The following is a 22,615-nucleotide window of genomic DNA, read 5'->3' on the forward strand; positions in this document are numbered from 1 at the left end:
CTTCGGTCGCCCCTTGTACTTTCAGCCCGGGCCTTTGTGGGGTCGAATTCATTGGCTATGTTCGCGCTAGGTATGTAAACACGGTCTCTGGCAGGCCCACTGAGCTTTAAACGTCTTGCCTGTCGTTGGGAAAGCGCTTTTCTGGCGCTAGGGAGCGGCTTTCCGTTGTGTGACGTCACATTGGCCGGGGACTCGCCCCCGGCGGGCGACCTTCTTTCTTGTTGTACGACAAGAAAGAAGGCAAAGAAGCGTGCCCCGCTGTCGCGCCCCCTTCGGGGGTTCCCTCCTTCCGGCAATGCCGGGCGGGGTCTTCGCAAACTCGCCCTTCGGGCTCAGACATGCGAAGCCCTTTTTCCGCCCGTCATCACCTCCAGTCGGCGCGCCAGAGGGGAAAGGAAAGGCAGGTGATCAACGGCCAGTGCCCGACTCAATTTCCGCAGGGGCTCGGTGCGTCCGAAAAGCCCGTTCCGACCCCGCCGAGCAGCACAGCAGCAGGCGGGGAAGTCCGGCGCGGCTGTCTGAGCCCGAAGGGCGAGTTCCGCGCCGGCCGCCTGCTGCGAGCAGCGCAGGGCAGTCGGCCGAAGGCCGACCGGTGAAGCCGGGTCGCCTTCTTTGCCTTCTTTCTTGGCGAAGCAAGAAAGAAGGTCGCCCGCCGGGGCGAAATCCCGGCCGACGTCACGAAAAAAAACGGAAAGCCCGCCAGTTACGGCAAGCCCATCAGGCCTGGAGAGCCTTGCCCAGTGGGGCAACAACGCTTTCCACACTTAACGCGAACAGCGCCAATGAATTCGACCCCACAACAGCAGAAACCCGACGACTCAGGCCGCCAGCCGGGCCTGGAGCACCCGGGCCGAAGCCTCCGACACCACCAGGGTGAGCTTCATGGTGGCCCGGGTGGCACCCACGAAGAGACGGCGCATGGCCTTGTCGTCCAGCTCGGCAAAGTCGATCTCGGTCAGGATCACGCAGGGCGCCGCCCGGCCCTTGAAGCGCAGTACCGAGTCGATGAGGATGTCCCCCGCGGTCTGCACCGGGTTGCCCAGCAGGTCGTACTGGCCGGTGGGCGCCTTGAGGCTGTAGGGCCCCAGGCGGGTCAGGGGGCTGAAGGCCGAGTGCTCCCGCCCCCGGTAAGTGATCAGGGCGATGTGCTCGCGCTTGAAGCCCAGGCCGATGGCCCGGGTAAGGGCGTGCACGCTGCGGCTCAGCAGTTCGGCGGGGTCGGCGTAGGTGAGGATGTCCACCTCCGCACCCTTCACGGGGCTGCCCGCCTCCACCGACTCCGCCAGGGGCAGCAGCAGGCGTAGCGTCGCGAGGATGTCCCTGGGGCTGCGGTAATTGGTATCCGAGCGCAGGCTCACCCACCCGGGCAAGGCCGCCGGTGGCCGGCCGTAGAGGTTCTGCAACGGGTCCTCCAGCCACCACGCCCGACCACCGGGGTGCAGGAAGCGCAGCAGGTTGTCGGCCCAGGCCGCCTGAAAATCCTGCCCCTCGTCGATGATGATCTCGTCGTAGCACGCATCGGCCGCCGGGACGTAGCCGTCGAGAAACGCCTCCAGCCGCTCGAATGCCCCGGGCTGGCGGAAATCCGGCACCTGCCCCGCAGCCCGGCACAGGCGGTCGGCCAGCTGGTGGTAGGTGGCCACCTCGCCGCCCGGCGGAGCAATCAGCGCGATGTGATCGGCCAGGGGCCGGTTGTAGCACACGTAGAGGGGCCGCCGCCCCGCCGCCAGGGCATCGCGGTAGGCCGCCATGGCCAGCTGGGTCTTGCCCGAGCCGGCCGTCCCGATGATGCGCAGGCGGAAGGGCTCGCATTCGATGCGCCGCGCCCACTCGGCCAGCCCGCCGGAAAGGCGGGTGTACAGGGCGTGGGCCTGGCCGACCACGGCATGGACCTCGGGCACCAGCTGCAGCACGTCCCCCAGAAAGCGGTGGATGCGGGCCCGGTCGGGCAGCGCCGGCCCGGTGGCGGGCAGGATGCTGCGGATGATGGGCACGAGGTAGTCCCGCCGGCTGGCGTCCACGATGCGGGCCGGGTCCAGCCCCGCCGTGCCGGCTTGCTTCACCTGGTAGTCGGGGCAGTACAGCAGGGCCTCCACCGGCACCGGCTCGCCGCCACAGGCGGCCCGCAGCCGACGGGTCAGGGCATCAGTGCTGCGCGCCAGCTGCAGGGGCACGTTCTTGTCCCGGCCGGCGTAGCGCTTGACCAGCCCCTCGGGGGTTTCCGCCAGAAAACCCGACTTCTGCTCGATCAGCAGCACCTTGCCGGTGGGCCCGACGATGGCAAAGTCGATCTCGCCGACGAAGGCCTGCCCGGCCTCGCCGACACGGGTCCAGTGCACCCCGTGGTAGACGGTGTAGGCGTCGTCCAGCCCGTCGGCGAGCTGGGTGAGGGTCTCGATCTCGCGCTGGGCGGCGCCGGTGGCCTGCATCTCGCGCCAGCCTTCGGGGTGAACAATGGCCATGACTTTGGGTTACAGTGATCCGGAAGAAAGCGGCCAGGTCGGCACGCCTTCCATTCTGTCAGCACTACCCTGCGGCTGTCATGCAGCCCCGCTCGAGGACTCCCGATGAAGACCCTGCTCTCCCTTTCCCTGCTGGGCGCCCTGCTGGCGACCACCGTGGCCCGGGCCGACGAGATCGGCTGCACCACCACCACCTGGAAGCTGATCGGCGCCAACCACAAGGTGTGTGTCGAGGCCTTCAAGGACGCCAAGGTGCCCGGCGTGACCTGTCACGTCAGCCAGGCCCGCACCGGCGGCGTCTCCGGCAGCCTGGGCCTGGCCCAGGATCCTTCCCAGTTCTCACTGGCCTGCCGCCAGACCGGCCCCATCACCCTGCCGGCCAAGCTGCCCGAGAGCGAGACGATCTTCTCGGAGGACACCTCCCTGGTGTTCAAGGAAACCCGCGTGGTGCGCATGTGGGACAAGGCCAACAACACCCTGGTTTACGTGGCCATCAGCCGCAAGCTGATCGAAGGCGCACCGATGAACAGCATCTCCACCGTGCCGGTCATGCCCTGGGGCGGACACTGACCCGTGTATGCCGTGGGGTCGAAGTCATTCGACCGCCTCGGGTGGTGGCTCGATGGGCAGGATGACGGTAAAGGTGGTGCCCTTGCCCACCTCGCTGCTCACGTCGATGCGGCCATGGTGGCGTTCGACGATGCCCCATGACAGGGACAGGCCCAGGCCGGTGCCCTGCCCCACCGGCTTGGTGGTGTAGAAGGGTTCGAAGATACGCTGCAGGTCCTCGGCTGGAATCCCCTTGCCGGTGTCCGTCACGCTGATCCACACCCGGTCGTCGCCCTGGCGCCCGGTGCGCAGGCGGATCTCGCCCTGATCCTGGATCGCCTGGGCGGCGTTGACGATCAGGTTCATGAACACCTGGTTGAGCTGCGAACCCAGGCAGTACACCGGGGGCAGCTCGCCGAACTCCTTGACCACCGTGCAGTGATACTTGAGCTGGTTGCGGGCCATGTTGAGGGTGGATTCGAGGCCCAGGTGCAGGTCGGCCCAGTGCCATTCGGCGGCGCTGGTGTGGGAGTAGTCCTTCAGGTCGCTGACGATCTTGCGTACCCGGTCCACCCCTTCTGCCGATTCCCGGAGCAGGGACAGGATGTCTTCGCACAGGAAGGCATAGTCGAGCTTGCCGCGCAGGGCGGCCGCTTCCGCAAAGGGGGCGGGATCGGCCACCTGCTGCGCGCCCCGCTCATAGGCATCCACCAGGGCCAGCAGATCCCTGACGTAGGTTTCGAGGGAGCCGAGGTTGGAGCCGACGAAACCCACCGGGTTGTTGATCTCATGGGCGATACCGGCGGCGAGCTGCCCGAGGGAGGCCATCTTCTCCGCCTGCATGAGCTGCAGCTGGGCCTTTTCGAGGGCCTGGGCGCCGCTTTCAACCTTGTGACGCAAGCGCTGGTTGTTGCGGTCGAGCATGTCCCGGGCGGCCTTGGCCTCCAGCTGCACCTGGACCCGGGCATTGACGATGGCGGCATGGATGGGCTTGTGGATGTAATCGGCCGCCCCCATGCCGAAGCCCCGCTGCTCGCTGTCCTCGTCGATCAGGGCGGTCACCAGGATCACCGGGATGTCCCGGGTCGCCGGCTCCTCGCGCAGGCGTTTGAGCACTTCGAAGCCATCCATGTCCGGCATCATGATGTCGAGCAGGATCAGATCCGGCCGCGGCTCGCCGACCGCGAGCTCCAGGGCCTTGATGCCGCTGGCCGCCGAGATGACTTTCAGATGACGGGGCAGCACCCCCTCCAGCACCATGCGATTGATGGGTTCGTCGTCCACCACCAGAACGGTGTGCCGGTGACGTCCGGTGTCATCAGGGCGGCTGTCCGCGTGATCCATGATCAAACTCCGCTGCTGCGAGGGCATTTGTTGATTTAGTTATTTTTAATGATTTTAACAATTATGCAGGCGGTGTGCCCATGACAATTGCCCGATCCGGTCATGTGGGCCAGACCTCAAGGACGCATCGGCCTTCAGATTACCCGTTCTTTCCGGCCCTGGAGCCATCGCCGCGGACATTGCGCAGGCCCGCAAGGCCGGGTTGATACCCATCAAGGCTGCAGGGGCAGGCAGGCGCGGACAATCATCCCAACTCCTTCGGAAGCACAGGCCATGTTCCGCATTTCCAGTTATATCCGCGAAATCGCCAGCCCGAGCCCCCTCGGCCCGCGCCGTCATCCCCCCGGTCCGGTGGTGATCTGGAACCTGATCCGGCGTTGCAACCTGACCTGCAAGCACTGCTACTCCATCTCCACCGACAAGGACTTTGCCGGCGAGCTGGACACCGCCGAAGTGTTCCGGGTGATGGACGACCTGAAGGCCTTTCGGGTTCCGGTGCTGATCCTCTCCGGTGGCGAGCCCCTGCTGCGCCCCGACCTCTTCGAGATCGCCGGGCGGGCCAAGGCCATGGGCTTCTACGTGGGCCTGTCATCCAACGGCACCCTGATCGACGAACGCAACATCGACCGCATCGCCGCCGCCGATTTCGACTACGTGGGGGTCAGCCTGGACGGCATCCGCGATACCCACGACCGCTTCCGCCGCCTTGACGGCGCCTTCGACCGCTCCCTGGCCGGGCTGCGCCGCTGCCACGACCTGGGCGTGAAGGTCGGCGTGCGCTTCACCATGACCCAGGACAACGCCGTCGACCTGCCCGGGGTGCTGCAGCTGGTAGAAGACGAAGGCATCGACCGCTTCTACTTCTCGCACCTCAACTACGCCGGCCGGGGCAACAAGAACCGGGCCGACGACGCCCGCCACCAGCTCACCCGCGAGGCCCTCGAGCTGCTCTTCGAGACCGCCTGGGATTGCGAGCAGCGCGGCCTCGACAAGGACTTCACCACCGGCAACAACGATGCCGACGGCCCCTTCTTCCTGCAGTGGGTGCAGCGCCGCTTCCCCCAGCATGCCGCCCACATCGAAGCCAGGCTCATGCAGTGGGGTGGCAACTCGAGCGGCGTGAATGTGGCCAACATCGACAACCTGGGCAATGTGCACCCCGACACCATGTGGTGGCACCACACCCTGGGCAATGTGCGCGAGCGCGCCTTCGGCGACATCTGGCGCGACACCTCCGACCCGCTGATGGCCGGCCTCAAGCAGTCGCCCCGCCCGGTGAAGGGGCGCTGCGCCGAGTGCCGCTACCTGGCCATGTGCAACGGCAACACCCGGGTGCGCGCCCAGCAGCTCACCAACGACCCCTGGCAGGAAGACCCGGGCTGCTACCTGGACAACGCCGAGATCGGTGTGGCCGAGGGCGAGCGCCTGGAAGTGAAGCCCTGGGTACGCCTGCAACCCGCCGCCTGAGCCCCCACCGGAACCGCGCGATGAACCGCCTGCTCTCCCTCCTCGCCCTGGCCGTGCTGGCCCTCGGCAGCCACAGCGCCCGGGCCGCCGACGCCGCCAGCCTCTACAGCCAGCACTGTCTCGCCTGCCACGGCGCCGCCCGCCTGGGGGGCATGGGCCCGGCCCTGCTGCCCGAGAGCCTGGAGCGCCTGAAGCGCAAGGACGCCCAGGCCACCATCCGCGACGGTCGCCCCGCCACCCAGATGCCGGCCTTCGGCCAGGTGCTCAGCGCCGACGAGATCGAGACCCTCACCGGGTGGATCTACTCACCGGTCAGCCCGCCCCCCAGCTGGAGCGAAGCCGACATCCGCGCCTCGCGGATCGAGCACTTCCCCAAGGGCAGCCTGCCCGACGCCCGCCAGGGCGCGGTGGCCAAGGCCGACCCCATGAACCTGTTCATCGTCGTCGAGGCCGGCGACCACCATGTGAGCGTGCTCGACGGTGACCGCATGGAGCGCATCCACCGCTTCCCGTCCCGCTACGCCCTGCACGGTGGGCCCAAGTTCAGCCCCGACGGGCGCTACGTGTATTTCGCCTCCCGGGACGGCTGGATCAGCAAGTTCGACATCTGGAACCTGCAGGTGGTGAGCGAGGTACGGGCCGGCATCAACACCCGCAACGCCGCCGTGTCGGCCGACGGCCGCTACGTGGCGGTGGCCAACTACCTGCCCGGCAACCTGGTGCTCTTCGACGCCGACCTGCGCCTGCTGCGCGTCATCGACGGCAGCAACTTCAAGGGCGATGCACGCTCGCGCGTCTCGGCGGTGTACGACGCCGCCCCCCGGCGCAGCTTCGTGGCGGCCCTCAAGGACATCCCCGAGCTCTGGGAGATCAGCTACGACCCGGCAGCCCAGGACATCGCCACCGGCTTCGTGCACGATTTCAAGTACAAGGAGGGCGCCTTCATCCCCGGCTTCCTCAACCCCCGCCGCAGCGCCCTGGAGCATGTGCTCGACGACTTCTTCTTCACCCAGGACTACAGCGAGGTGCTGGGCACCTCCCGGGAGGGCCGCGGTCAGGTGGTCAACCTGGACGCCCGGCGCAAGATCGCCGAACTCGACCTGAACGGCATGCCCCACCTGGGCTCGGGAATTTCATGGGAATACCAGGGGCGCCGGGTGGCCGCCAGCACCCACCTCAAGGACGCCACCGTCAGCGTGATCGATCTCAAGAACTGGCAGACCGTGGCCACCATCCCCACCCTGGGGCCGGGCTTCTTCCTGCGCAGCCACGAGAACAGCCCCTACGCCTGGGTGGATTCGATGATGAGCCCCACCGCCCGGGACACCCTGCAGGTCATCGACAAACGCAGCCTTGCGGTGGTGGCACAGATCCGCCCGGAACCGGGCAAGACTTTCGCCCATGTGGAGTTCGACCGTTACGGCCGCTACGTGATCGCCAGCCTGATGGAGAAGGACGGCGCCCTGATCTTCCTCGACGCCAGCACCTTCAAGGAGATCAAGCGCCTGCCGGCGAGCAAGCCCATCGGCAAGTACAACCTGTTCAACAAGATCCAGCGTTCGGAAGGCACCAGCCACTGAGCCCCGCGGCGCCATCAGCAATCCAGGGTGGCGCGCTTCTCCTGGTACACCCGGCGGCGGGTGGTGAGCTGTTCGATGGTGGCCGAAGACTGGGGCAGCTGCAGGGCTGCATCGACCCCGCGGATCACCTCCAGCAGTTCCTCGCACAGGGCCGCCCGGGCCACCGGATCGCGGGGCCCGACCACGTCCAGGCGCTCCGGTACGGGCTCTGCCTGGGGCAGGGCGGGCGGCGGCGGCGGGCGGGAGGACAGATCCTCGGCTTCGCGCGCCACCACGGCCTGGTCGGCGAGCCGGTAGTGGTCCGACCAATAGGCAATGGCCACTGCCAGCAGCAGGGCGACGAGGAGGGCAGACCCCTCCTTCACGGTGTGATCTCGTTTGGCATGGCGCGGAATGTAGCATCCGGACGCCCGAACCGGGTGCGCCGCCCGACACGGAGAAGCGCCGGCCCCTTGAGCAGGGTCAAGGCTGGCCGTGCCCCCCGGGGCCACTCTGTGACCCCTGCCCCACTCGTTTGATCAGGACTCAACCCATGTCGCCAAGCCCCGCCCCCGTGATCGTCGATGCCCGCGGCCTGCTGCCGCCCGAGCCCCTCAACCTCACCCTGGAAGCCCTGGACACCCTGCCGCCGGACGGCGAGGTGATCCTCCTGCTGTACCGGGAGCCAACGCCCCTGTATGACGTACTGCGCCGCAATGGCTATACCCACCGCACCGAGATTGGCGAGGACGGCGCCTTTGCCATCCATATCCGCCACGCCGGCGCCGCGCCGGCGCCCTGAGCTTCAGTCGTGCTCGGCGAGGCGGGCTGCGTCGTGAATGACGATGTGCTTGCCCTGCACCGAAATCAGCCCGGCATCGGACAGCTCGTGAAAGATGCGCGACAGGGTTTCCGGCGTCAGGCTCAGGCGCGAGGCAATCACCTGCTTGCTGGTGGGCAGCTCCACCGCCCGCTCGCCCTGTTGGGGAGAGCAGGGCACGCTCTCGGCCAGTTGCAGCAGATAGCCGATGACCCGCTGGGTGGACGAGCGCAGGGCATACGACTCCACGTCGCGCACCATGGAGTGCAGGCGGATCGACATGCCGGCCAGCAGCTTGCGGGCAAAACGCGGGTCCTGCTCGGTCTGCCCGAAAACCGCCGCGGCGCCGATATGCAGCACCAGGGTGTCGGCCAGGGCCTCGCCCAGCACCGGATAGGGCTGGTCGAGGAACATCACCGCCTCGCCGAAGCTCTGCAGGGGGCCGAGGATCTCGACCACCTTTTCATTGCCCTGGGCCGAGGTGAAGGCCAGCTTGATCTGCCCCCACACGACCAGGAAGAAGCCCTTGGGCTGGTCACCACGCTGGAACAGCCGGTCCCCCTTCTGCAGACGCCGCTCCCGGGTGGCCGCCGCCATGTGGGCGAGATCTTCCGGGGACAGGGCACTGAAGAGCGGCATCCGGCTCAGCAGGCCGGGAATATCGATTTTCTCGGTGGACATGACACTGACTCTCGATTCGGGCGACATGCCCACGAGGGATTCTAACCCCGTCCGCAGCTCCCGACGCCGCGGCAAGCAACGCCTACCCCTTTATGGATAAACCCATCCGCCTGCAGCCCCGCCCCAGCGAACCCGCCCCGCCCCCGGCTGCCGGGCCCGTCGGCCCGATCCTGTTTGCAGCCCCCCATCGGGCCATGTTCCTGGCCGGCATGATCCAGGCCGTCCTCGTCTTCCTGCCCTGGAGCTGGGAAATGCTGGCCCGCAGCGGTCTCGTCGCCGGCCCGGCGTGGCCCTGGCCGCCCGGCTGGGTGCATGGGCTGTGGGCCAGCTACGGCGTCTTCCCCTTCTTCGTCTTCGGCTTCCTGCTGACCGCCATGCCCCGCTGGCAGGGCCTGCCCGACACGCCGGGTGCAGCGGCACGGCCGGCCTGGCTGCTGCTGTGCGGCGGCTGGCTGCTGTTTGACGGCGGACTGCTGTTCGACCAGCCCGGCCTGCGCGCCGGCGGCCTGGCCCTGGTGCTGGCCGGCTGGGTGCTGGCCCTGCGCCGTCTCCACCCGGTGGCCTTCAAGCCCGGAGCCGCGCGTCTCCACCCGGTCAGTGCCTGGCTGGCCCTGGCGGCCGGCGCGGCAGGCCTGCTGGCATGGACCGGCTACGCCCTGTCCGGCGAGCCCGCCCTGGCCCGCATCGGCATTGCGGTGGGGCTGTGGTGGCTGCTGGCCCCCCTGTTCATGGTGGTGAGCCACCGCATGATTCCCTTCTTCTCCAGTTCGGCCCTGCCGCGCTACGAGGCGGTCCGCCCCGACAGCGCGCTGGTGACCCTGCTTGTGGCCAGCGTCATCCACGGCGCCTGCGCCGCCGCCGACCACGCAGCCTGGGCCTGGCCAGCCGATCTGGCCGGCGCGGGGACGGCCTTCTGGCTGAGCGCCCGCTGGCAGCTGCGGCGCAGCTTCGCCGTGCCCCTGCTGGCCATGCTGCACCTGGGCTTCCTGTGGCTGGGGGTGGCCTGGCTGCTGGGCGGTGCCAGCGGACTGCTGCAGGTGAGCGGGCTGGGCAGCCTCGGCCTGGCACCCCAGCATGCCCTGACGGTGGGCTTCTTTGCCTCCATGAGCCTGGCCATGGTGTCCCGGGTGAGCCTCGGCCACTCCGGCCGCCCCCTGGTGGCCGATACCCTGACCTGGCGCCTGGCCCTGGGCCTGCACGCCGTGGCCGGCCTGCGCGTGCTGGCCGACCTGCTGCCGGGCAGCCAGCAACTGCTGCTGAACCTGAGCAGCTTTGGCTGGCTGGCGGTGATGGTGCCCTGGGCAGTCCGCCTGGTACCGGTCTATCTGAAAGCCCGGGCCGACGGCCGCCCCGGTTGAAAACAGGAACTATGACCGGATCCATATCACTTCGTAGACCCCGCCGTCATGGATCCGGGACTTCCTTCCTTAGTCCGCGGCAGGCCCGGCGGGCATGATCGGGGCCAAACCGCCTCACCCGGATCAGACCAGGATGGAACACAAGCCTAACCCGACAGACGCCACCCGCCACGCAGGACGCCACCTGGCGCCGGAGTGCACCCTGTTCGACGCGCTCTCCTGCCTGCTCACCCGTGGCCTCGGCGCCATCCCCGTGGGCGAGGCCGGGAGTGGCCAGAAGATCCTCAACGCCGCCACCCTGGTGAAGGCCTGGCAGGCCGGCCTGCCCGGTGAAACCCCGCTCTCCGACCTCGATCTGGAAAGCGCCGATGGCGCGCTGCCGGAAGCCCCCGGCGCCGAAACCCTGATCAACGGCCTGCCCCTGCTGCTGTGGCTGAAGGATCGCCAGGGGCGCTTCCTGCTGGTCAATCAGAGCTTCGCCGAATCCTGCGGCCACACCGCCCCCCAGTCCGTGCTCGGCAAGACCGACCTGGACCTGTGGCCGCGAGAGCAAGCCGAGCTGTACCGGGCCCAGGACGCCGACGTGATGGACAGCGGACGCCCGCGCACGGTGATCGAGGAGCTCACCGACAAGGGCGCCCCCGCCTGGTTCGAGACCTACAAGGCCCCCGTGCGCAGCGCCGACGGACGCGTCCTCGGCACCCTGGGCTTCGCCTGCAACATCAGCGAGCGCATGCGCCAGGAGGCCGCCGCCCGCCACGACAAGGCCCAGCTGGCCTACGTGCTGGCCACCATCGGCGAAGGCGTGTGGGACCGGGACCTGCTCTCCGACCAGGTCAGCCACAACCCGCGCTGGTGCGAGATGCTCGGCCTCGACGAAAGCTACCTGACGCATCCGGCTGCAACCTCCCTGACCCTGGTGCACCCGGAAGACCGGGCCCGCCTGTCGCGGATCATCGACACCTGCCTGTGCGGTGGCGGCGCCTACTGCTGCGAGTACCGCATCCGCCATGCCGACGGCCACTACCTGTGGGTGCGCGACCGGGGCGACGTGGTGGAGCTGGACGAACATGGCCAGCCCCTGCGCATGGTCGGCAGCATCGCCGACATCACCCTCGCCCGGGAGACCTCCGCGGCCCTGCAGGAGAGCCAGAGCCGCTACCAGCAGGTCTTCGACAACGTCCGCGAGGTGATCTTCCAGACCGACACCCGGGGCCACTGGGAGCTGCTCAACCCGGCCTGGACCGAGATCAGCGGCTTCAGCGTGGATGAATCCCTGGGCCGCAACTTCGGCGACTTCCTGCACCCCGACGACCGACCCCACAAGTACCGCGCCTTCAAGCCCATCATTGCCCGCACCCTGCCCCACTGCAGCGCCACCCTGCGCCTGCAGTGCCGTGACGGCAGCTACCGCTGGATGGACATCTTCATCCGCGCCCAGCTCAACGAGGCCGGCGAGGTCATCGGCACCTCGGGCACCCTCAACGACGTCACCGCCCGGGTGGCCGCCGAGGACTACCTGCGTCTCACCGCCAGCGTGTTCCGCCACGCCCACGAGAGCATCATCATCACCGACCCCCACTCCCGCATCCTGGAGGTCAACGACAGTTTCTGCGCCCTGACCGGTTACGCCCGCGAGGAGGTCATCGGCCAGAACACGCGCATCCTGCGCTCGGGCGTGCACGAGCCGGCCTTCTACGAGCAGATGTGGGCCGAACTGCGCGACACCGGCACCTGGCAGGGCGAAACCTGGAACCGCAAGAAGAGCGGCGAGCTCTACGCCCAGCTCGGCAACATCTCGGCCGTGCGCAACGAGGCCGGCCAGACCACCCACTATGTGGGTCTGTTCACCGACATCACCGACCTCAAGGAAAGCCAGCGCCACCTGGAGCACCTGGCCTACCACGACGTGCTGACCCAGCTGCCCAACCGCAGCCTGCTGGCCGACCGCATGCAGATGGCCCTGGCCCAGGCCGAACGCAACAACACCCTGGCCGCCGTGGCCTACCTGGACCTGGACGGCTTCAAACCCGTCAATGACCGGCTGGGCCATGATGTGGGCGACCTGCTGCTGGTGGAGATCGCCCGCCGCCTGCAGGCCTCCACCCGGGCCGGCGACACCGTGGCACGCCTGGGCGGCGACGAGTTCGCGCTGATCTACAACGGCCTGGAGCACAGCGACGAATGCGAGCAGGTCTTTGCGCGCCTGCTCGCCAGCATCGCCGAGCCGGTCATCATCGATGGCCTCGAACTGCGCGTGACCGCCAGCGTCGGCGTCACCCTGTGCCCCCTCGACGGCTCCGACCCGGACACCCTGCTCAGCCACGCCGACCGGGCCATGTACCTGGCCAAGCAGGCCGGCCGCAACTGCTTCCACCTCTTCAACCCGGAGCGTGACCGCGCCCTGCGCGCCCATCGGGACGCCCAGACCCGGGTCGAATCGGCCCTCTACGACGGGGAGCTGGAGCTCCACTACCAGCCCAAGATGGATGCCCGCTCCGATCACCTGACCGGCGTCGAAGCCCTGATCCGCTGGAAGCATCCGCAGCTCGGCCTGCGCCTGCCGGGCGAATTCCTGCCCATGGTCAGCGAATCGCGCTTCGAGATCGAGCTCGGCAACTGGGTGCTGGCCACCGCCGTCGCCCAGCTGGACAGCTGGTGCCAGGCCGGCTTCGCCACCCCCATGAGCGTCAATATCTCGGCCCGCCACCTGGCCCACCCCGGCTTCGTGCCGCACCTCAAGGCCGTGCTCGACGCCCATCCCCGGGTGGACGCCGGCCTGCTCCAGCTGGAAGTGCTGGAGACCACCACCCTCGACGACCTGCAGCACATCGCCGCCATCATGGCCGAGTGCAACAGCCTCGGCGTGAGCTTCGCCATCGACGACTTCGGCATCGGCTACGGCGCGGTCAACAGCCTGCGCAGCCTGCCCGTACGCAGCATCAAGATCGACCGCTCCTTCATCCACAACATGCTCGACGACGATGACGACCTGGCCACCGTACAGGGCGTGATCGGCCTGGCCGCGGCCTTTCACCGGGAGGTGATCGCCGAAGGCGTGGAAACCCCCCGGCACTGCCAGGCCCTGCTCAAGCTCGGCTGCCACCAGGTCCAGGGCCACGGCATCGCCCGCCCCATGCCTGCCGCCCACATGCAGGTGTGGATGCAGGAGCATGCCCGCCGGCACTGAGGCCGGCTTCCCTACCGCCCCGGAGCGCAGCGCCTTGCGCCCTTGCAGCTGACCCATCGCTCAACCCCGCCCCCGGTGCGTCACCTCGCGCCGTGGGTGCGATTTCGTGCGACCATGCGCGGCGCGGCCCATCCCGATGGCCTGCCTCCCCGCAACAACTGCATACCCAACCATGGAATTCCTGACCGACCCGCAACTGCTGATCGCCTTCCTCACCCTCACCGCGCTCGAGCTGGTGCTGGGGATCGACAACGTGATCTTCATTTCCATCCTGGTGGACAAGCTCCCCCCCGAAAAGCGCGCCTTCGCCCGCCGGCTGGGGCTTTTCCTGGCCATGTTCATGCGCATCGGCCTGCTGATGATCCTGTCCTGGCTGGCCGGCCTGACCGAGCCCATGGTCACGCTCCTCGACCACGGCTTCTCCGGGCGCGACCTGATCCTGCTCGCCGGCGGCCTCTTCCTGGTCTGGAAGAGCACCCAGGAAGTGCATCAGCTGATGGAAGGCGAGGAAGGCGAAGCCTCCAGCGCCGTCAAGGCCACCTTCAGCGCGGTGATCATGCAGATCATCCTGATCGACATCGTCTTCTCGCTGGATTCCATCATCACCGCCATCGGCATGGTCAACAACCTGCAGGTGATGATCGCCGCGGTGATCGCCTCGGTGGGCCTGATGATGGTGGCCTCCGCCCCGATCGGCGAGTTCGTCTCCCGTCACCCCACGGTCAAGATGCTGGCCCTGTCCTTCCTGCTGGTCATCGGCGTGGTGCTCATCGCCGACGCCTTCGGCCACCACGTACCCAAGGGCTACATCTACTCGGCCATGGCCTTCTCGGTGCTGGTGGAAATGCTCAACCTGCGCATGCGCAGCCGCCAGGCGGCAAAGGTTCAGCCGGTGCAACTCCACGAACCCTACGTACGCGAAGGCAACCAGCAGTGACGGCGCCCTTCGGGCCGCTCACCCCCGATTTCATCCTCAGCGCCGTGGAGGCCTCCGGCCTCCGCTGCGACGGACGCCTGCTGACCCTCAACAGCTATGAAAACCGGGTCTACCAGGTCGGCATCGAGGACGCGGCCCCCCTGATCGCCAAGTTCTACCGCCCCGGGCGGTGGAGCGACGACGCCATTCTCGAGGAACACGCCTTCCTGGCCGAGCTGGCCGACGCAGAGATCCCTGCGGTGGCTGCCCTCGAGACGGGCGGTCACACCCTGCACCACCACGAGGGCTTCCGCATCGCCCTCTTCCCGCGCCGGGGCGGGCGGGCCCCCGAACTCGACAATCCGGAAGTACTGGGCTGGCTCGGGCGCTTCCTCGGACGCATCCACGCGGTAGGGGCCACCCGGCCCTTCGCCCACCGCCCGACGCTGGACATCCATAGCTTCGGCGACGCCCCGCGGGACACCCTGCTGGCCTCCCCCTTCCTGCCCCCCGAGCTGCGCGACACCTGGCTGTCGGTGGTGAACCAGGCCCTCGACGGCGTGCGCCGCTGCTTCGAGCACGCCGGCCCCCTGCCGCAGATCCGCCTGCACGGCGATGTGCATGGGGGCAACGTGCTATGGACCGACGCCGGGCCCCATTTCGTGGACTTCGACGACGCCCGCCAGGGCCCGGCCATCCAGGACTTGTGGATGCTCCTCTCCGGCGACGCCCAGGCCATGGCCCGGCAGCTGGACAGCGTGCTGGAAGGCTACGAACAGTTCGCCGATTTCGACCCCCGCAGCCTCCATCTGGTGGAGGCCCTGCGCACCCTGCGCCTGATCCACTACGCCGGCTGGATCGCCACCCGCTGGGATGACCCGGCCTTTCCGGCCGCGTTCAGCTGGTTCGACAGCCCCCGCTACTGGCAGGACATGATCCTGTCCCTGCGGGAACAGGTGGCCTTGATGGAAGAATCACCGCTGACGCGGCTGTTCTAGGGCTTCGCTCAGTCAAGCAGACGCGCTCAGGCCGCCGCCTCCGGCGCCTTGAAGGCCCCGCTGCGGAAGGCATCCAGCAGGCGTCGCATGCGCCCCGCGTCCTCGTCGGTGAAGCCCTGCTTGAAATCCGTCAGCACCAGCCTGGCCCGGGTCGGCCAGTTGCCGGGGGCATCATCCACAGCCAGCCACTCGGCAGCGGGCGCCCGGCGCTCCAGCCACTGCCGGGCCTCCCGCTCGCGCAGGCCGTAAAGCTCGTTGGGCGTGCGCGGAAAGATGGTGGGGGCACAGTCGATCACCCGCGCCCGGATATCTTCCGAAAAGCGCGCCGACAGCTTCTGGAGGGAAAACAGGGTGCGCCAGTCGGAGGAGATGATCACCTGCGTCTCCGGATACTCCCTCAGCACCGACTCCAGCAGGGGCAGGCAGCGAAAGTCCTCCGCCTCACCCCACGGATGGGTCACCCCGTCGAAATCGAGGAAGACATAGACCGGCGAGAGGCCCACCGGAGGAGTGTTTTCGGCCGTTTTTTGATGCATCGCAACAAGGACGCTGAGGAAAGGCGGAAACTTGCCGTTAATTGAAAAATGACTACGTAACAGTCACGTTAGACTATTCTAAGGTCAGCAATTGCTGCAGTGCGGTAATTTTTCTCGTTCCAACGGAGTCCAGCCATGAAACCCATCATCAACCTCGAAGGCAAGGTCGGCCTGATCACCGGCATTGCCAATGAAAAGTCCATCTCCACCGGCGTTGCCGAGTCCTGTATCGAGGCTGGCGCAAAAGTCGTCATCACCTACCAGAACGAAAAGACCCTGGCCTTCCTGGAGCCCATCGTCAGCCGTCTGGGCGTCGAGGACGTGCTGCTGCTCGATGTGACCAAGCCCGAGACCATGGACGAGGTCTTCGCCAAGATCGACGCCAAGTACGGCAAGCTCGACTTCGCCATCCACTCCATGGCCTTCGCCAAGCGCGACGACCTCCACGGCCGCGTCGTCGACACCTCCGCCGACGGCTTCGCCCTGGCCATGGACGTGTCCACCCACTCCTTCGTGCGCCTGGCCCGCAAGGCCGAGCCCCTGTTCGACAAGGCCGGCGGCGGTTCGCTGATCACCATGACCTACCTGGGCAGCGAGAAGGTCATCGCCAACTACGGCGTGATGGGCCTGTGCAAGGCCGCCCTCGAGGCCGCTACCCGCTACATGGCCTTCGAGCTGGGCCCCAAGAACATCCGCGTCAATGCCATCTCCCCGGGCCCGCTGATGACCCGCGCCGCCTCCGGCATCGCCGGCTTCGACGGCCTGATGGCAGCTGCCGTGGATCGCTCCCCCCTGCACCGCCTGGTGACCCCGGAAGACATCGGCGCCCTGACCGCCTTCCTGGTCTCCGATGCCGGCCGCAACATGTCCGGTGGCGTGCACTTCGTGGACGCCGGGTACAACATCATCGGGTAAGCCCCCGGGTTCGCCATGATGCCCCCCGCTGCCGGGACAGGACAGGCCGGCGTCAGCCTGCCCGATCCGGTTCCGGCCCACCCCCTGCTCGACGGCCTGCCCGAACTCGGGCGGGGGGAATCCTCCATCGTCCTCGACCCCGGCGACGGCCAGCGGGTCTTCAAGATCGTCAGCTCGCCGGCAGACTACTTCTACCTGGCTGCCGACGACCGGCCCACGGGCATCCACTTCCCGCGCCTGTTCCACGACCATGGCGTGATCGGCAAGGCCAGCTCGGGCTATTCCTTCCGCCTTCTCGAAATCGAACGCCTGCTGCCCGTCTCCGGCGACGCCGAGGCGCTCGCCCAGCTGCTCTCCCGGGCCTACTGGGAAGGCTGCGAGAAATGGGCCAACATGGGCGTCAATCGCGGCCGCCTGGCCCTCTACCACATCAGCCGGGAGCCGCCACCGGGCCTGCCCGACAGCCTGATCCAGGCGGTGGCTGCCCTGTCCGACTTCATCGAGGAGTACCCCGTGCAGCCGGACATCCTCAACCCCCACAACCTGATGATGCGCAGCGACGGCACCCTGGTGCTGTCCGATCCGGTCTTCCTGCCCTAGGGGACAGAAAGACCGCTCAGGCGGATCAGATCACCGCGTCCTTCACCTCCCCGCCCAGCACCTCCAGCAGGGCCGGGATCAGGCGCGACAGCTCGCCGCTCATCAGGGCAAAGTCGGCTTCCATCTGCATGTCGGCGGCGTCGGCCTGGCGTTCGGCTTCTTCCTTGATCACGTCGAGGAAGGCGACCCGCTTGATCTCCATCTTTTCGGTGAGGATGATCGAGATGCGGTCATCGAAGGTCATCGCCAGGCGCGTCGGCAGCTTGCCGGCGGCCAGGTGGTCCTGCACGTCCTTGCCGTCGAGGGCGTGGCGCACGTAGCGCACGGCGGCCTTCTCGTCGGTGACGGCGCGCAGCTCGCAGTCCAGGTCGATGGTGAAGTTGCCGCTGGCCTGGTTGGCCGCCAGCCAGCCGGTCATCACCGACACGGGCGACAGCTCGGTCTTGACCATCTTCACCGGCAGCTCGTCCAGGGTGTCGCGCAGGGCGTCCAGCACCTCCTCGGCCCGGGCCGGGCTGGCCGCGTCGATCACCAGCCAGCCGCCCTTCGGATCGATCCAGCTGTACACCTTGCGGCGCCGGGTGAAGGCCCGGGGCAGCAGCTCCTGCAGCACCGCCTCCTTGATCTCCTTCATCTGCTTGCGGCCCGGCTTGAAACCCTGCTGGGCCTCGATCTGCTCGGCCTTGTCGGCAGCGACTTCATTCACCACCGACGACGGCAGCAGCTTCTGCTCGACCATCAGGGCCACCAGGAAGTGCCCGCCCACGGCCAGCACGAAGCGGTCGTCCTTGGTCGGCGAACTCCAGCCCCGGCTCGCCATGTCCTGGCTGCCGCAGGGTGCAAAGGGCCGGGCAGCGAGCTTTTCGTTGAGGGTTTCGACGGTCAGGCCCCAGTTTTCGGGGAGACGATAGATCTGGAGATTGCGGAACCACATGGCGGGAAACGATCCGTGCTGAAGAAAGAGAGGCGGCATTGTAGCGGCTCGGTGCAGCACCGCCAGCCCGTTCGGCGGATCGTTTTGTCGTTGACACTCTGCGTTTCAGAGCATATAACTCTGAACTACAGAGTTAATCCACGTGGAATTTCCCGATCATGGCCGACCCCATCACCCGCCAGCTCGACACCATCCAGTCCATGCTCGTCCGCGGCCAGCGCAACCTGCGCATGGAGCGCCACAGCCTGGTGCTGTGGGGCCTCGCTGGCGCCGGGCTGTTCCTGTCCAGCGATGCGGTGTTCACCGCCGAGCAGATCCCCGACACCACCCAACGCGCGCTGGTCTGGCTGGGCTGGATCGCCCTGGTCCTGGGGGGCGCCGGCTGGGCCGACTGGCACCTGACGGGCCGGGTCAAGGCCGCCCGGGACGAGACCTGGTCCTTCATCCACCGCCAGGTGGTCAAGCTGCTGTGGCTGCTGATGGGCATCGGCACCCTGTTCACCTTTGCCACCTTCTTCTTCGGCGGTGCCTACATGCTGTGCACCGTGTGGCTGGTGATGATCGGCCTGGCGCTATACGTGCACGGCCTGTTCTCGGAAGAAGTGCTGGAATGGGCCGGCGGCATCATCATCGCCATCGGTGTGGCCGGCCTCGCGGCACGCCTTCCCTTCGAGACCATGAAGTGGATCGCCGCTTCGGTGTTCGGGCTCGGCCTGCCGATGCTGTCGGGCCTCCTCGACCACGGCCGCGCCCGTCCCTTCGCCCTGCGCCTGACCCAGGCCGCCGGGTGGACGGTGCTGGTGCTGGCCGCCCCCCTCGCCGGCCACCGCTACGCCTCCACCCTGCTGCCGCCCGAAGTACCGGTCACGTCCCTGGAAGCCTTCCGTGCCGGCCCCCACCTGGCCGGGCCGCGCATCGTCAGCCTGCCGGCCGGCACCCGCGTGCCGGTACGGGTCGAGGTGTCGGGCGACCTGTTCCGCCCGGCCGCCGATGCAATCCTGCCCCTGACCCTCGACCAGCCCCTGGAGATCCTGCTGCGCGACGGCCAGCCCACCGGCGACGTGCGTGCCCCCGGCGGCCCCTGGCGGCTGGCCCGGGAAACCCACTGGATCTCCATCCCGTGGATGCGCGCCAGCCTCGACCCGGCCCGCGGGCCCGAGGTCGAGTCCGCCCTGGAAGTGAACTTCCAGGGTGGCAGCGCCCGTCAGTAAGCCCCTTTTCCTGCATCACTTCCCCCACGTCCACAAGGAGTCCTACCGTGATCCTGCGTCTTTCCGCCGGCACCCTTGCCGCCCTGACCCTGGCCGGTTGTGCCAGCTTTGGCAAACCGGGCGCCGATGAACTCGCCCGCCTGCCCGTCGTGCGCTTCGGCGATCAGGCCCCCGCCGGCCAGCCCTACATCCTGCTCTACCCCGCCGGCGCCCCCCTGCCGATCGAGGCCCGCATCCATGGCAGCCTGCTCGACGGCGAGGCCCGCAGCACCCTCACCGTGCGCACCCGCCAGGACGTCTACACCTACAAGCACTGGGCCAGCCTGGACGGCAAGAACTGGAAGGCCGGCAACGAGGTGGTGGGTGGAAACTTCGAAATCCGCGTGCCGGGCGAACAGGACGGGCGCAATCCGGGCTCGATGCGGGCAGAATTCAACCTGAAATAGACATCCGGTGCCCGCTGCGGCGGGCCAGCAGCCCATGGAAGCCCTCGACCCCCTCCTGCACCAGCCCCTGCGCACCCAGCTCGCCGCCTTTCTGGCGGGGGCCGGTGAGGCCAGCTTTTCCGAACTCAAGCGCAGCCTGGATGTGTCCGACGGCAATCTTGAATCCCACCTGAAGAAGCTCATCGCCGCCGACTACGTGAGCCTGCAGCGCAGCGAGGGACCGGGCCGGGCCCAGACCCGCTACAGCATGACGCCCACCGGCCTGGCAGCCCTGCAGCGCTACATCCAGGCCCTGCACAAGCTGCTGCCCATCGGTGCCGAGGGCCTGGCCGGCGCGGGACATCTGGCCGGCAACACCGGCAGCTGACTCACCCGGCGTCGGCGGGTACTGCCGGCGCCTGCCAGCCGTTCTCGAAGACCACCGTCTCCAGGGGCATGCGCTCGGCCCACTGGTGGATCTCCAGCATCGGGCGCGGGTAGAAGGCCTCCACGTGGCCGATGCACAGGATGGCCACCGGCCGGGCGCCGGCGGGCATGCCCAGCAGCGTAGCCAGTTCGGTGGGATCAAAGATCGACACCCAGCCCAGGCCGATGCCCTCGGCCCGCGCCGCCAGCCACATGTTCTGGATGGCACAGGCCACCGAGGCCAGGTCCATCTCGGGCAGGGTACGGCGGCCGAAGACGTGCTTCTCGCGCCCGTCGGCCAGGGCCACCACGATCACCTCACCGGCCTCCAGCAGCCCCTCCACCTTGAGACGCATGAAGTCCTCCTCGCGCTCGCCCAGGGCCCGGGCGGTGGCGCAGCGCTCCACCTCGACCAGGGCGTGCATGCGCTCGCGCAGGCCCCGGTCGGTGATGCGGATGAAGCGCCAGGGCTGCATGTAGCCCACGCTGGGGGCATGGTGGGCGGCCCACAACAGCCGCGCCAGCAGCTCCGGGGCCACCGGGTCCGGGCGGAAATGGCGCATGTCGCGCCGTTCGGCGATCACGCGGTAGATGGCTGCCACATCGGCATCCGGAAAGCGGTGTTCGTTGTCGGCCATGATGGAGACCCCGTTCAGGGCGGGTTGATCGGGCGTTGCTGCGGACGCGCCAGTTTACTCGTCGAGCAGCCGCACGCGGACCTTCTTGCCCTTGATCTTGCCGTCGCCGAGCCGCTTCAGGGCCTTGCGGGCAATGCTGCGCTCCACGGCCACGTAGGTGGATTGCTCGTTCACGTTGATCTTGCCGATCTGGCTGGCGGCAAAACCGGCCTCACCGGTGAGGGCGCCGAGCACGTCGCCGGGGCGGATCTTCTCCTTACGCCCGCCGAGGATCTGCAGGGTCACCATGGGCGGCACCAGGGGCGTCCGGTCCTCGGCCTGGAGGGCGTCGATGGACTCCCACACCGGCTCGAAGCCATGGGCGCGGGCCAGGTTGTTCACCCGGTTCATCTCGTTGGGGCTGGCCAGGCTCAGGGCCCAGCCTTCCTCGCCGGCCCGGCCGGTACGGCCGATGCGGTGCACATGCACCTCCGGGTCGGGGGTCACGTCCACGTTGATCACCGCCTCCAGGCGGGCGATGTCGAGGCCACGGGCGGCCACATCGGTGGCCACCAGCACCGAGCAGCTGCGGTTGGCAAACTGCACCAGTACCTGGTCCCGATCACGCTGGTCGAGCTCGCCATGCAGGGCCAGCACATGGAAGCCCTCGGCGTGCAGCACGTCGATCAGGTCGCGGCACTGCTGCTTGGTGTTGCAGAAGGCCAGGGTGCTCTCCGGGCGGTAGTGGCGCAGCAGCAGGCCCACGGCGTGGAGGCGCTGGTCCGGCGTGACCTCGTAGAAGCGCTGGCGGATGGTCTCCTCGGCGTGCTGCTCGGGCAGGGCGATCTCCTGGGGCTGACGCATGAACTGACGCGCCAGACGCACCACACCCTCCGGATAGGTGGCCGAGAACAGCAGGGTCTGGCGCGCCTTCGGGCAGGCCTTGGCCACGTAGGCAATGTCGTCGAAAAAGCCCATATCGAGCATGCGATCAGCTTCGTCCAGCACCAGGCTGTTCAGGGCGTCGAGCTTGAGGCTGCCGCGGGAGATGTGGTCCATCAGACGCCCCGGGGTGCCCACCACGATGTGGGCGCCATGCTCCAGGCTGTCGGCCTGCGGACGGATCGGCGTACCGCCGCACAGGCTGAGGATCTTGATGTTCTCCTCGGCCCGGGCCAGGCGGCGGATCTCCTGGGTGACCTGCTCGGCCAGCTCGCGGGTCGGGCACAGCACCAGGGCCTGCACGGCGAAGCTGCGCGGGTTGAGGCGATCGAGCAAGGCCAGCGCAAAGGCCGCCGTCTTGCCGCTGCCGGTCTTGGCCTGGGCAATCAGGTCGTGCCCGGCCAGGGCCACCGGCAGGCTGGCGGCCTGGATGGGCGTCATGCTGTGGTAGCCGAGGCGCGCCAGGTTGGCGATGACCGCTGCCGGCAGGGGCAGCTGGTCGAAGGGGGCCGCCACGACGGCAGCCGGGGGCGGAACGAAGGTGGCGTCGGAGACAGGGCCGGAATCGGCGTCCGACGGCGGGGGCAGGGTCGAGTTCATGCCGGATTATCCCGGAAAGCGCCGGGCCACGCCTGCAACACGGGAAAAAGCCCGGGAGGCCACCT

At 68.1% G+C, this 22,615-nt stretch carries 21 protein-coding genes; 13 read left to right on the plus strand and 8 right to left on the minus strand.

The window, feature by feature from the left end:
- Positions 1-818: 818 nt before the first annotated feature.
- Positions 819-2,462, minus strand: coding sequence for an ATP-binding domain-containing protein (locus tag L6Q67_RS07365; protein ID WP_296567528.1), 1,644 nt, complete (start codon positions 2,460-2,462; stop codon positions 819-821).
- A 105-nt stretch (positions 2,463-2,567) separates the two neighbouring features.
- Here L6Q67_RS07365 and L6Q67_RS07370 point away from each other — a divergent pair, with 105 nt between their 5' ends.
- On the plus strand, positions 2,568-3,032 hold the full coding sequence (locus L6Q67_RS07370; RefSeq protein ID WP_296567531.1) for a CreA family protein: 465 nt from the start codon (positions 2,568-2,570) through the stop codon (positions 3,030-3,032).
- Positions 3,033-3,056: 24 nt separating this feature from the next.
- Here the strand turns inward: L6Q67_RS07370 and L6Q67_RS07375 are convergent, their stop codons facing one another.
- Entirely contained in the window at positions 3,057-4,355 is a 1,299-nt protein-coding gene (locus L6Q67_RS07375) for an ATP-binding protein (RefSeq protein ID WP_296567533.1), read from the minus strand.
- 273 nt (positions 4,356-4,628) lie between these two features.
- On the opposite strand from L6Q67_RS07375, the gene nirJ reads away from it, so the two are divergent.
- Positions 4,629-5,822 (plus strand): heme d1 biosynthesis radical SAM protein NirJ, encoded by a 1,194-nt coding sequence (gene nirJ / locus L6Q67_RS07380; RefSeq protein WP_296567535.1) that lies wholly within the window; start codon positions 4,629-4,631, stop codon positions 5,820-5,822.
- Between the two features lie 20 nt (positions 5,823-5,842).
- Positions 5,843-7,402, plus strand: coding sequence for a nitrite reductase (locus L6Q67_RS07385; RefSeq protein WP_296567538.1), 1,560 nt, complete (start codon positions 5,843-5,845; stop codon positions 7,400-7,402).
- Positions 7,403-7,416: 14 nt separating this feature from the next.
- On the opposite strand, the gene L6Q67_RS07390 is transcribed toward L6Q67_RS07385, so the two are convergent.
- Complete coding sequence (locus L6Q67_RS07390) at positions 7,417-7,767, minus strand: hypothetical protein (RefSeq protein ID WP_296567547.1); 351 nt, start codon at positions 7,765-7,767, stop codon at positions 7,417-7,419.
- A gap of 167 nt (positions 7,768-7,934) precedes the next feature.
- Here L6Q67_RS07390 and L6Q67_RS07395 point away from each other — a divergent pair, with 167 nt between their 5' ends.
- Positions 7,935-8,183, plus strand: coding sequence for a DUF2249 domain-containing protein (locus L6Q67_RS07395; RefSeq protein ID WP_296567551.1), 249 nt, complete (start codon positions 7,935-7,937; stop codon positions 8,181-8,183).
- A 3-nt stretch (positions 8,184-8,186) separates the two neighbouring features.
- On the opposite strand, the gene L6Q67_RS07400 is transcribed toward L6Q67_RS07395, so the two are convergent.
- Complete coding sequence (locus tag L6Q67_RS07400; protein ID WP_296567554.1) at positions 8,187-8,882, minus strand: Crp/Fnr family transcriptional regulator; 696 nt, start codon at positions 8,880-8,882, stop codon at positions 8,187-8,189.
- 92 nt (positions 8,883-8,974) lie between these two features.
- Between L6Q67_RS07400 and L6Q67_RS07405 the strand changes: the two genes are divergently transcribed.
- The 4 genes from L6Q67_RS07405 (at position 8,975) to L6Q67_RS07420 (ending at position 15,344) form a co-directional block, all read left to right on the plus strand.
- Positions 8,975-10,240 carry an NnrS family protein gene (locus L6Q67_RS07405; RefSeq protein ID WP_296567556.1) on the plus strand — a complete coding sequence of 422 codons (1,266 nt, stop codon included), beginning with the start codon at positions 8,975-8,977 and terminating at the stop codon, positions 10,238-10,240.
- Between the two features lie 133 nt (positions 10,241-10,373).
- Positions 10,374-13,430: an EAL domain-containing protein gene (locus tag L6Q67_RS07410; RefSeq protein ID WP_296567559.1), complete on the plus strand. Its 3,057-nt coding sequence runs from the start codon at positions 10,374-10,376 to the stop codon at positions 13,428-13,430.
- Between the two features lie 172 nt (positions 13,431-13,602).
- Complete coding sequence (locus tag L6Q67_RS07415; RefSeq protein WP_296567562.1) at positions 13,603-14,367, plus strand: TerC family protein; 765 nt, start codon at positions 13,603-13,605, stop codon at positions 14,365-14,367.
- On the plus strand, positions 14,364-15,344 hold the full coding sequence (locus tag L6Q67_RS07420; RefSeq protein WP_296567564.1) for a serine/threonine protein kinase: 981 nt from the start codon (positions 14,364-14,366) through the stop codon (positions 15,342-15,344). Before L6Q67_RS07415 ends, L6Q67_RS07420 begins: the two co-directional genes overlap by 4 nt.
- 26 nt (positions 15,345-15,370) lie before the next feature.
- On the opposite strand, the gene L6Q67_RS07425 is transcribed toward L6Q67_RS07420, so the two are convergent.
- A complete protein-coding gene (locus tag L6Q67_RS07425) occupies positions 15,371-15,880 on the minus strand; it encodes an HAD domain-containing protein (protein ID WP_296567566.1) in 510 nt (169 codons plus the stop codon).
- 135 nt (positions 15,881-16,015) lie between these two features.
- Here L6Q67_RS07425 and fabI point away from each other — a divergent pair, with 135 nt between their 5' ends.
- Together fabI and L6Q67_RS07435 are read left to right on the plus strand one after the other, a co-directional pair.
- The gene (fabI, locus tag L6Q67_RS07430; protein ID WP_296567569.1) at positions 16,016-16,795 is read left to right on the plus strand and encodes an enoyl-ACP reductase FabI; all 780 of its coding nucleotides are present in this window, start codon (positions 16,016-16,018) and stop codon (positions 16,793-16,795) included.
- Between the two features lie 15 nt (positions 16,796-16,810).
- Positions 16,811-17,395 carry a hypothetical protein gene (locus L6Q67_RS07435; RefSeq protein WP_296567572.1) on the plus strand — a complete coding sequence of 195 codons (585 nt, stop codon included), beginning with the start codon at positions 16,811-16,813 and terminating at the stop codon, positions 17,393-17,395.
- 25 nt (positions 17,396-17,420) lie between these two features.
- On the opposite strand, the gene L6Q67_RS07440 is transcribed toward L6Q67_RS07435, so the two are convergent.
- Positions 17,421-18,329 carry a recombination-associated protein RdgC gene (locus L6Q67_RS07440; RefSeq protein WP_296567574.1) on the minus strand — a complete coding sequence of 303 codons (909 nt, stop codon included), beginning with the start codon at positions 18,327-18,329 and terminating at the stop codon, positions 17,421-17,423.
- Between the two features lie 158 nt (positions 18,330-18,487).
- Between L6Q67_RS07440 and L6Q67_RS07445 the strand changes: the two genes are divergently transcribed.
- The 3 genes from L6Q67_RS07445 to L6Q67_RS07455 are packed head-to-tail and all read left to right on the plus strand — an operon-like array spanning position 18,488 to position 20,353.
- Positions 18,488-19,540, plus strand: coding sequence for a hypothetical protein (locus L6Q67_RS07445; RefSeq protein WP_296567576.1), 1,053 nt, complete (start codon positions 18,488-18,490; stop codon positions 19,538-19,540).
- Between the two features lie 47 nt (positions 19,541-19,587).
- Positions 19,588-19,986: a hypothetical protein gene (locus L6Q67_RS07450; RefSeq protein WP_296567578.1), complete on the plus strand. Its 399-nt coding sequence runs from the start codon at positions 19,588-19,590 to the stop codon at positions 19,984-19,986.
- Positions 19,987-20,020: 34 nt separating this feature from the next.
- Entirely contained in the window at positions 20,021-20,353 is a 333-nt protein-coding gene (locus L6Q67_RS07455; protein WP_296567579.1) for a transcriptional regulator, read from the plus strand.
- Between the two features lies 1 nt (position 20,354).
- On the opposite strand, the gene bluB is transcribed toward L6Q67_RS07455, so the two are convergent.
- On the minus strand, positions 20,355-21,029 hold the full coding sequence (gene bluB, locus L6Q67_RS07460; RefSeq protein WP_296567582.1) for a 5,6-dimethylbenzimidazole synthase: 675 nt from the start codon (positions 21,027-21,029) through the stop codon (positions 20,355-20,357).
- A 54-nt stretch (positions 21,030-21,083) separates the two neighbouring features.
- Positions 21,084-22,550, minus strand: coding sequence for an ATP-dependent RNA helicase DbpA (gene dbpA, locus L6Q67_RS07465; RefSeq protein ID WP_296567585.1), 1,467 nt, complete (start codon positions 22,548-22,550; stop codon positions 21,084-21,086).
- Between the last annotated feature and the right edge of the window lie 65 nt (positions 22,551-22,615).

The organism is Zoogloea sp., assembly GCF_023150065.1.
Classification (GTDB): Bacteria; Pseudomonadota; Gammaproteobacteria; order Burkholderiales; family Rhodocyclaceae; genus Zoogloea.

Coding starts and splice junctions, on each gene's coding strand:
- L6Q67_RS07410 (WP_296567559.1), top strand. CDS start 10,374: ATGGAACACAAGCCTAACCCGACAGACGCCACCCGCCACGCAGGACGC.
- fabI (WP_296567569.1), top strand. CDS start 16,016: ATGAAACCCATCATCAACCTCGAAGGCAAGGTCGGCCTGATCACCGGC.
- L6Q67_RS07440 (WP_296567574.1), bottom strand. CDS start 18,329: ATGTGGTTCCGCAATCTCCAGATCTATCGTCTCCCCGAAAACTGGGGC.
- L6Q67_RS07385 (WP_296567538.1), top strand. CDS start 5,843: ATGAACCGCCTGCTCTCCCTCCTCGCCCTGGCCGTGCTGGCCCTCGGC.
- L6Q67_RS07395 (WP_296567551.1), top strand. CDS start 7,935: ATGTCGCCAAGCCCCGCCCCCGTGATCGTCGATGCCCGCGGCCTGCTG.
- L6Q67_RS07435 (WP_296567572.1), top strand. CDS start 16,811: ATGATGCCCCCCGCTGCCGGGACAGGACAGGCCGGCGTCAGCCTGCCC.
- L6Q67_RS07365 (WP_296567528.1), bottom strand. CDS start 2,462: ATGGCCATTGTTCACCCCGAAGGCTGGCGCGAGATGCAGGCCACCGGC.
- L6Q67_RS07445 (WP_296567576.1), top strand. CDS start 18,488: ATGGCCGACCCCATCACCCGCCAGCTCGACACCATCCAGTCCATGCTC.
- bluB (WP_296567582.1), bottom strand. CDS start 21,029: ATGGCCGACAACGAACACCGCTTTCCGGATGCCGATGTGGCAGCCATC.
- L6Q67_RS07375 (WP_296567533.1), bottom strand. CDS start 4,355: ATGGATCACGCGGACAGCCGCCCTGATGACACCGGACGTCACCGGCAC.
- L6Q67_RS07415 (WP_296567562.1), top strand. CDS start 13,603: ATGGAATTCCTGACCGACCCGCAACTGCTGATCGCCTTCCTCACCCTC.
- nirJ (WP_296567535.1), top strand. CDS start 4,629: ATGTTCCGCATTTCCAGTTATATCCGCGAAATCGCCAGCCCGAGCCCC.
- L6Q67_RS07405 (WP_296567556.1), top strand. CDS start 8,975: ATGGATAAACCCATCCGCCTGCAGCCCCGCCCCAGCGAACCCGCCCCG.
- L6Q67_RS07400 (WP_296567554.1), bottom strand. CDS start 8,882: ATGTCCACCGAGAAAATCGATATTCCCGGCCTGCTGAGCCGGATGCCG.
- L6Q67_RS07455 (WP_296567579.1), top strand. CDS start 20,021: ATGGAAGCCCTCGACCCCCTCCTGCACCAGCCCCTGCGCACCCAGCTC.
- L6Q67_RS07425 (WP_296567566.1), bottom strand. CDS start 15,880: ATGCATCAAAAAACGGCCGAAAACACTCCTCCGGTGGGCCTCTCGCCG.
- L6Q67_RS07370 (WP_296567531.1), top strand. CDS start 2,568: ATGAAGACCCTGCTCTCCCTTTCCCTGCTGGGCGCCCTGCTGGCGACC.
- dbpA (WP_296567585.1), bottom strand. CDS start 22,550: ATGAACTCGACCCTGCCCCCGCCGTCGGACGCCGATTCCGGCCCTGTC.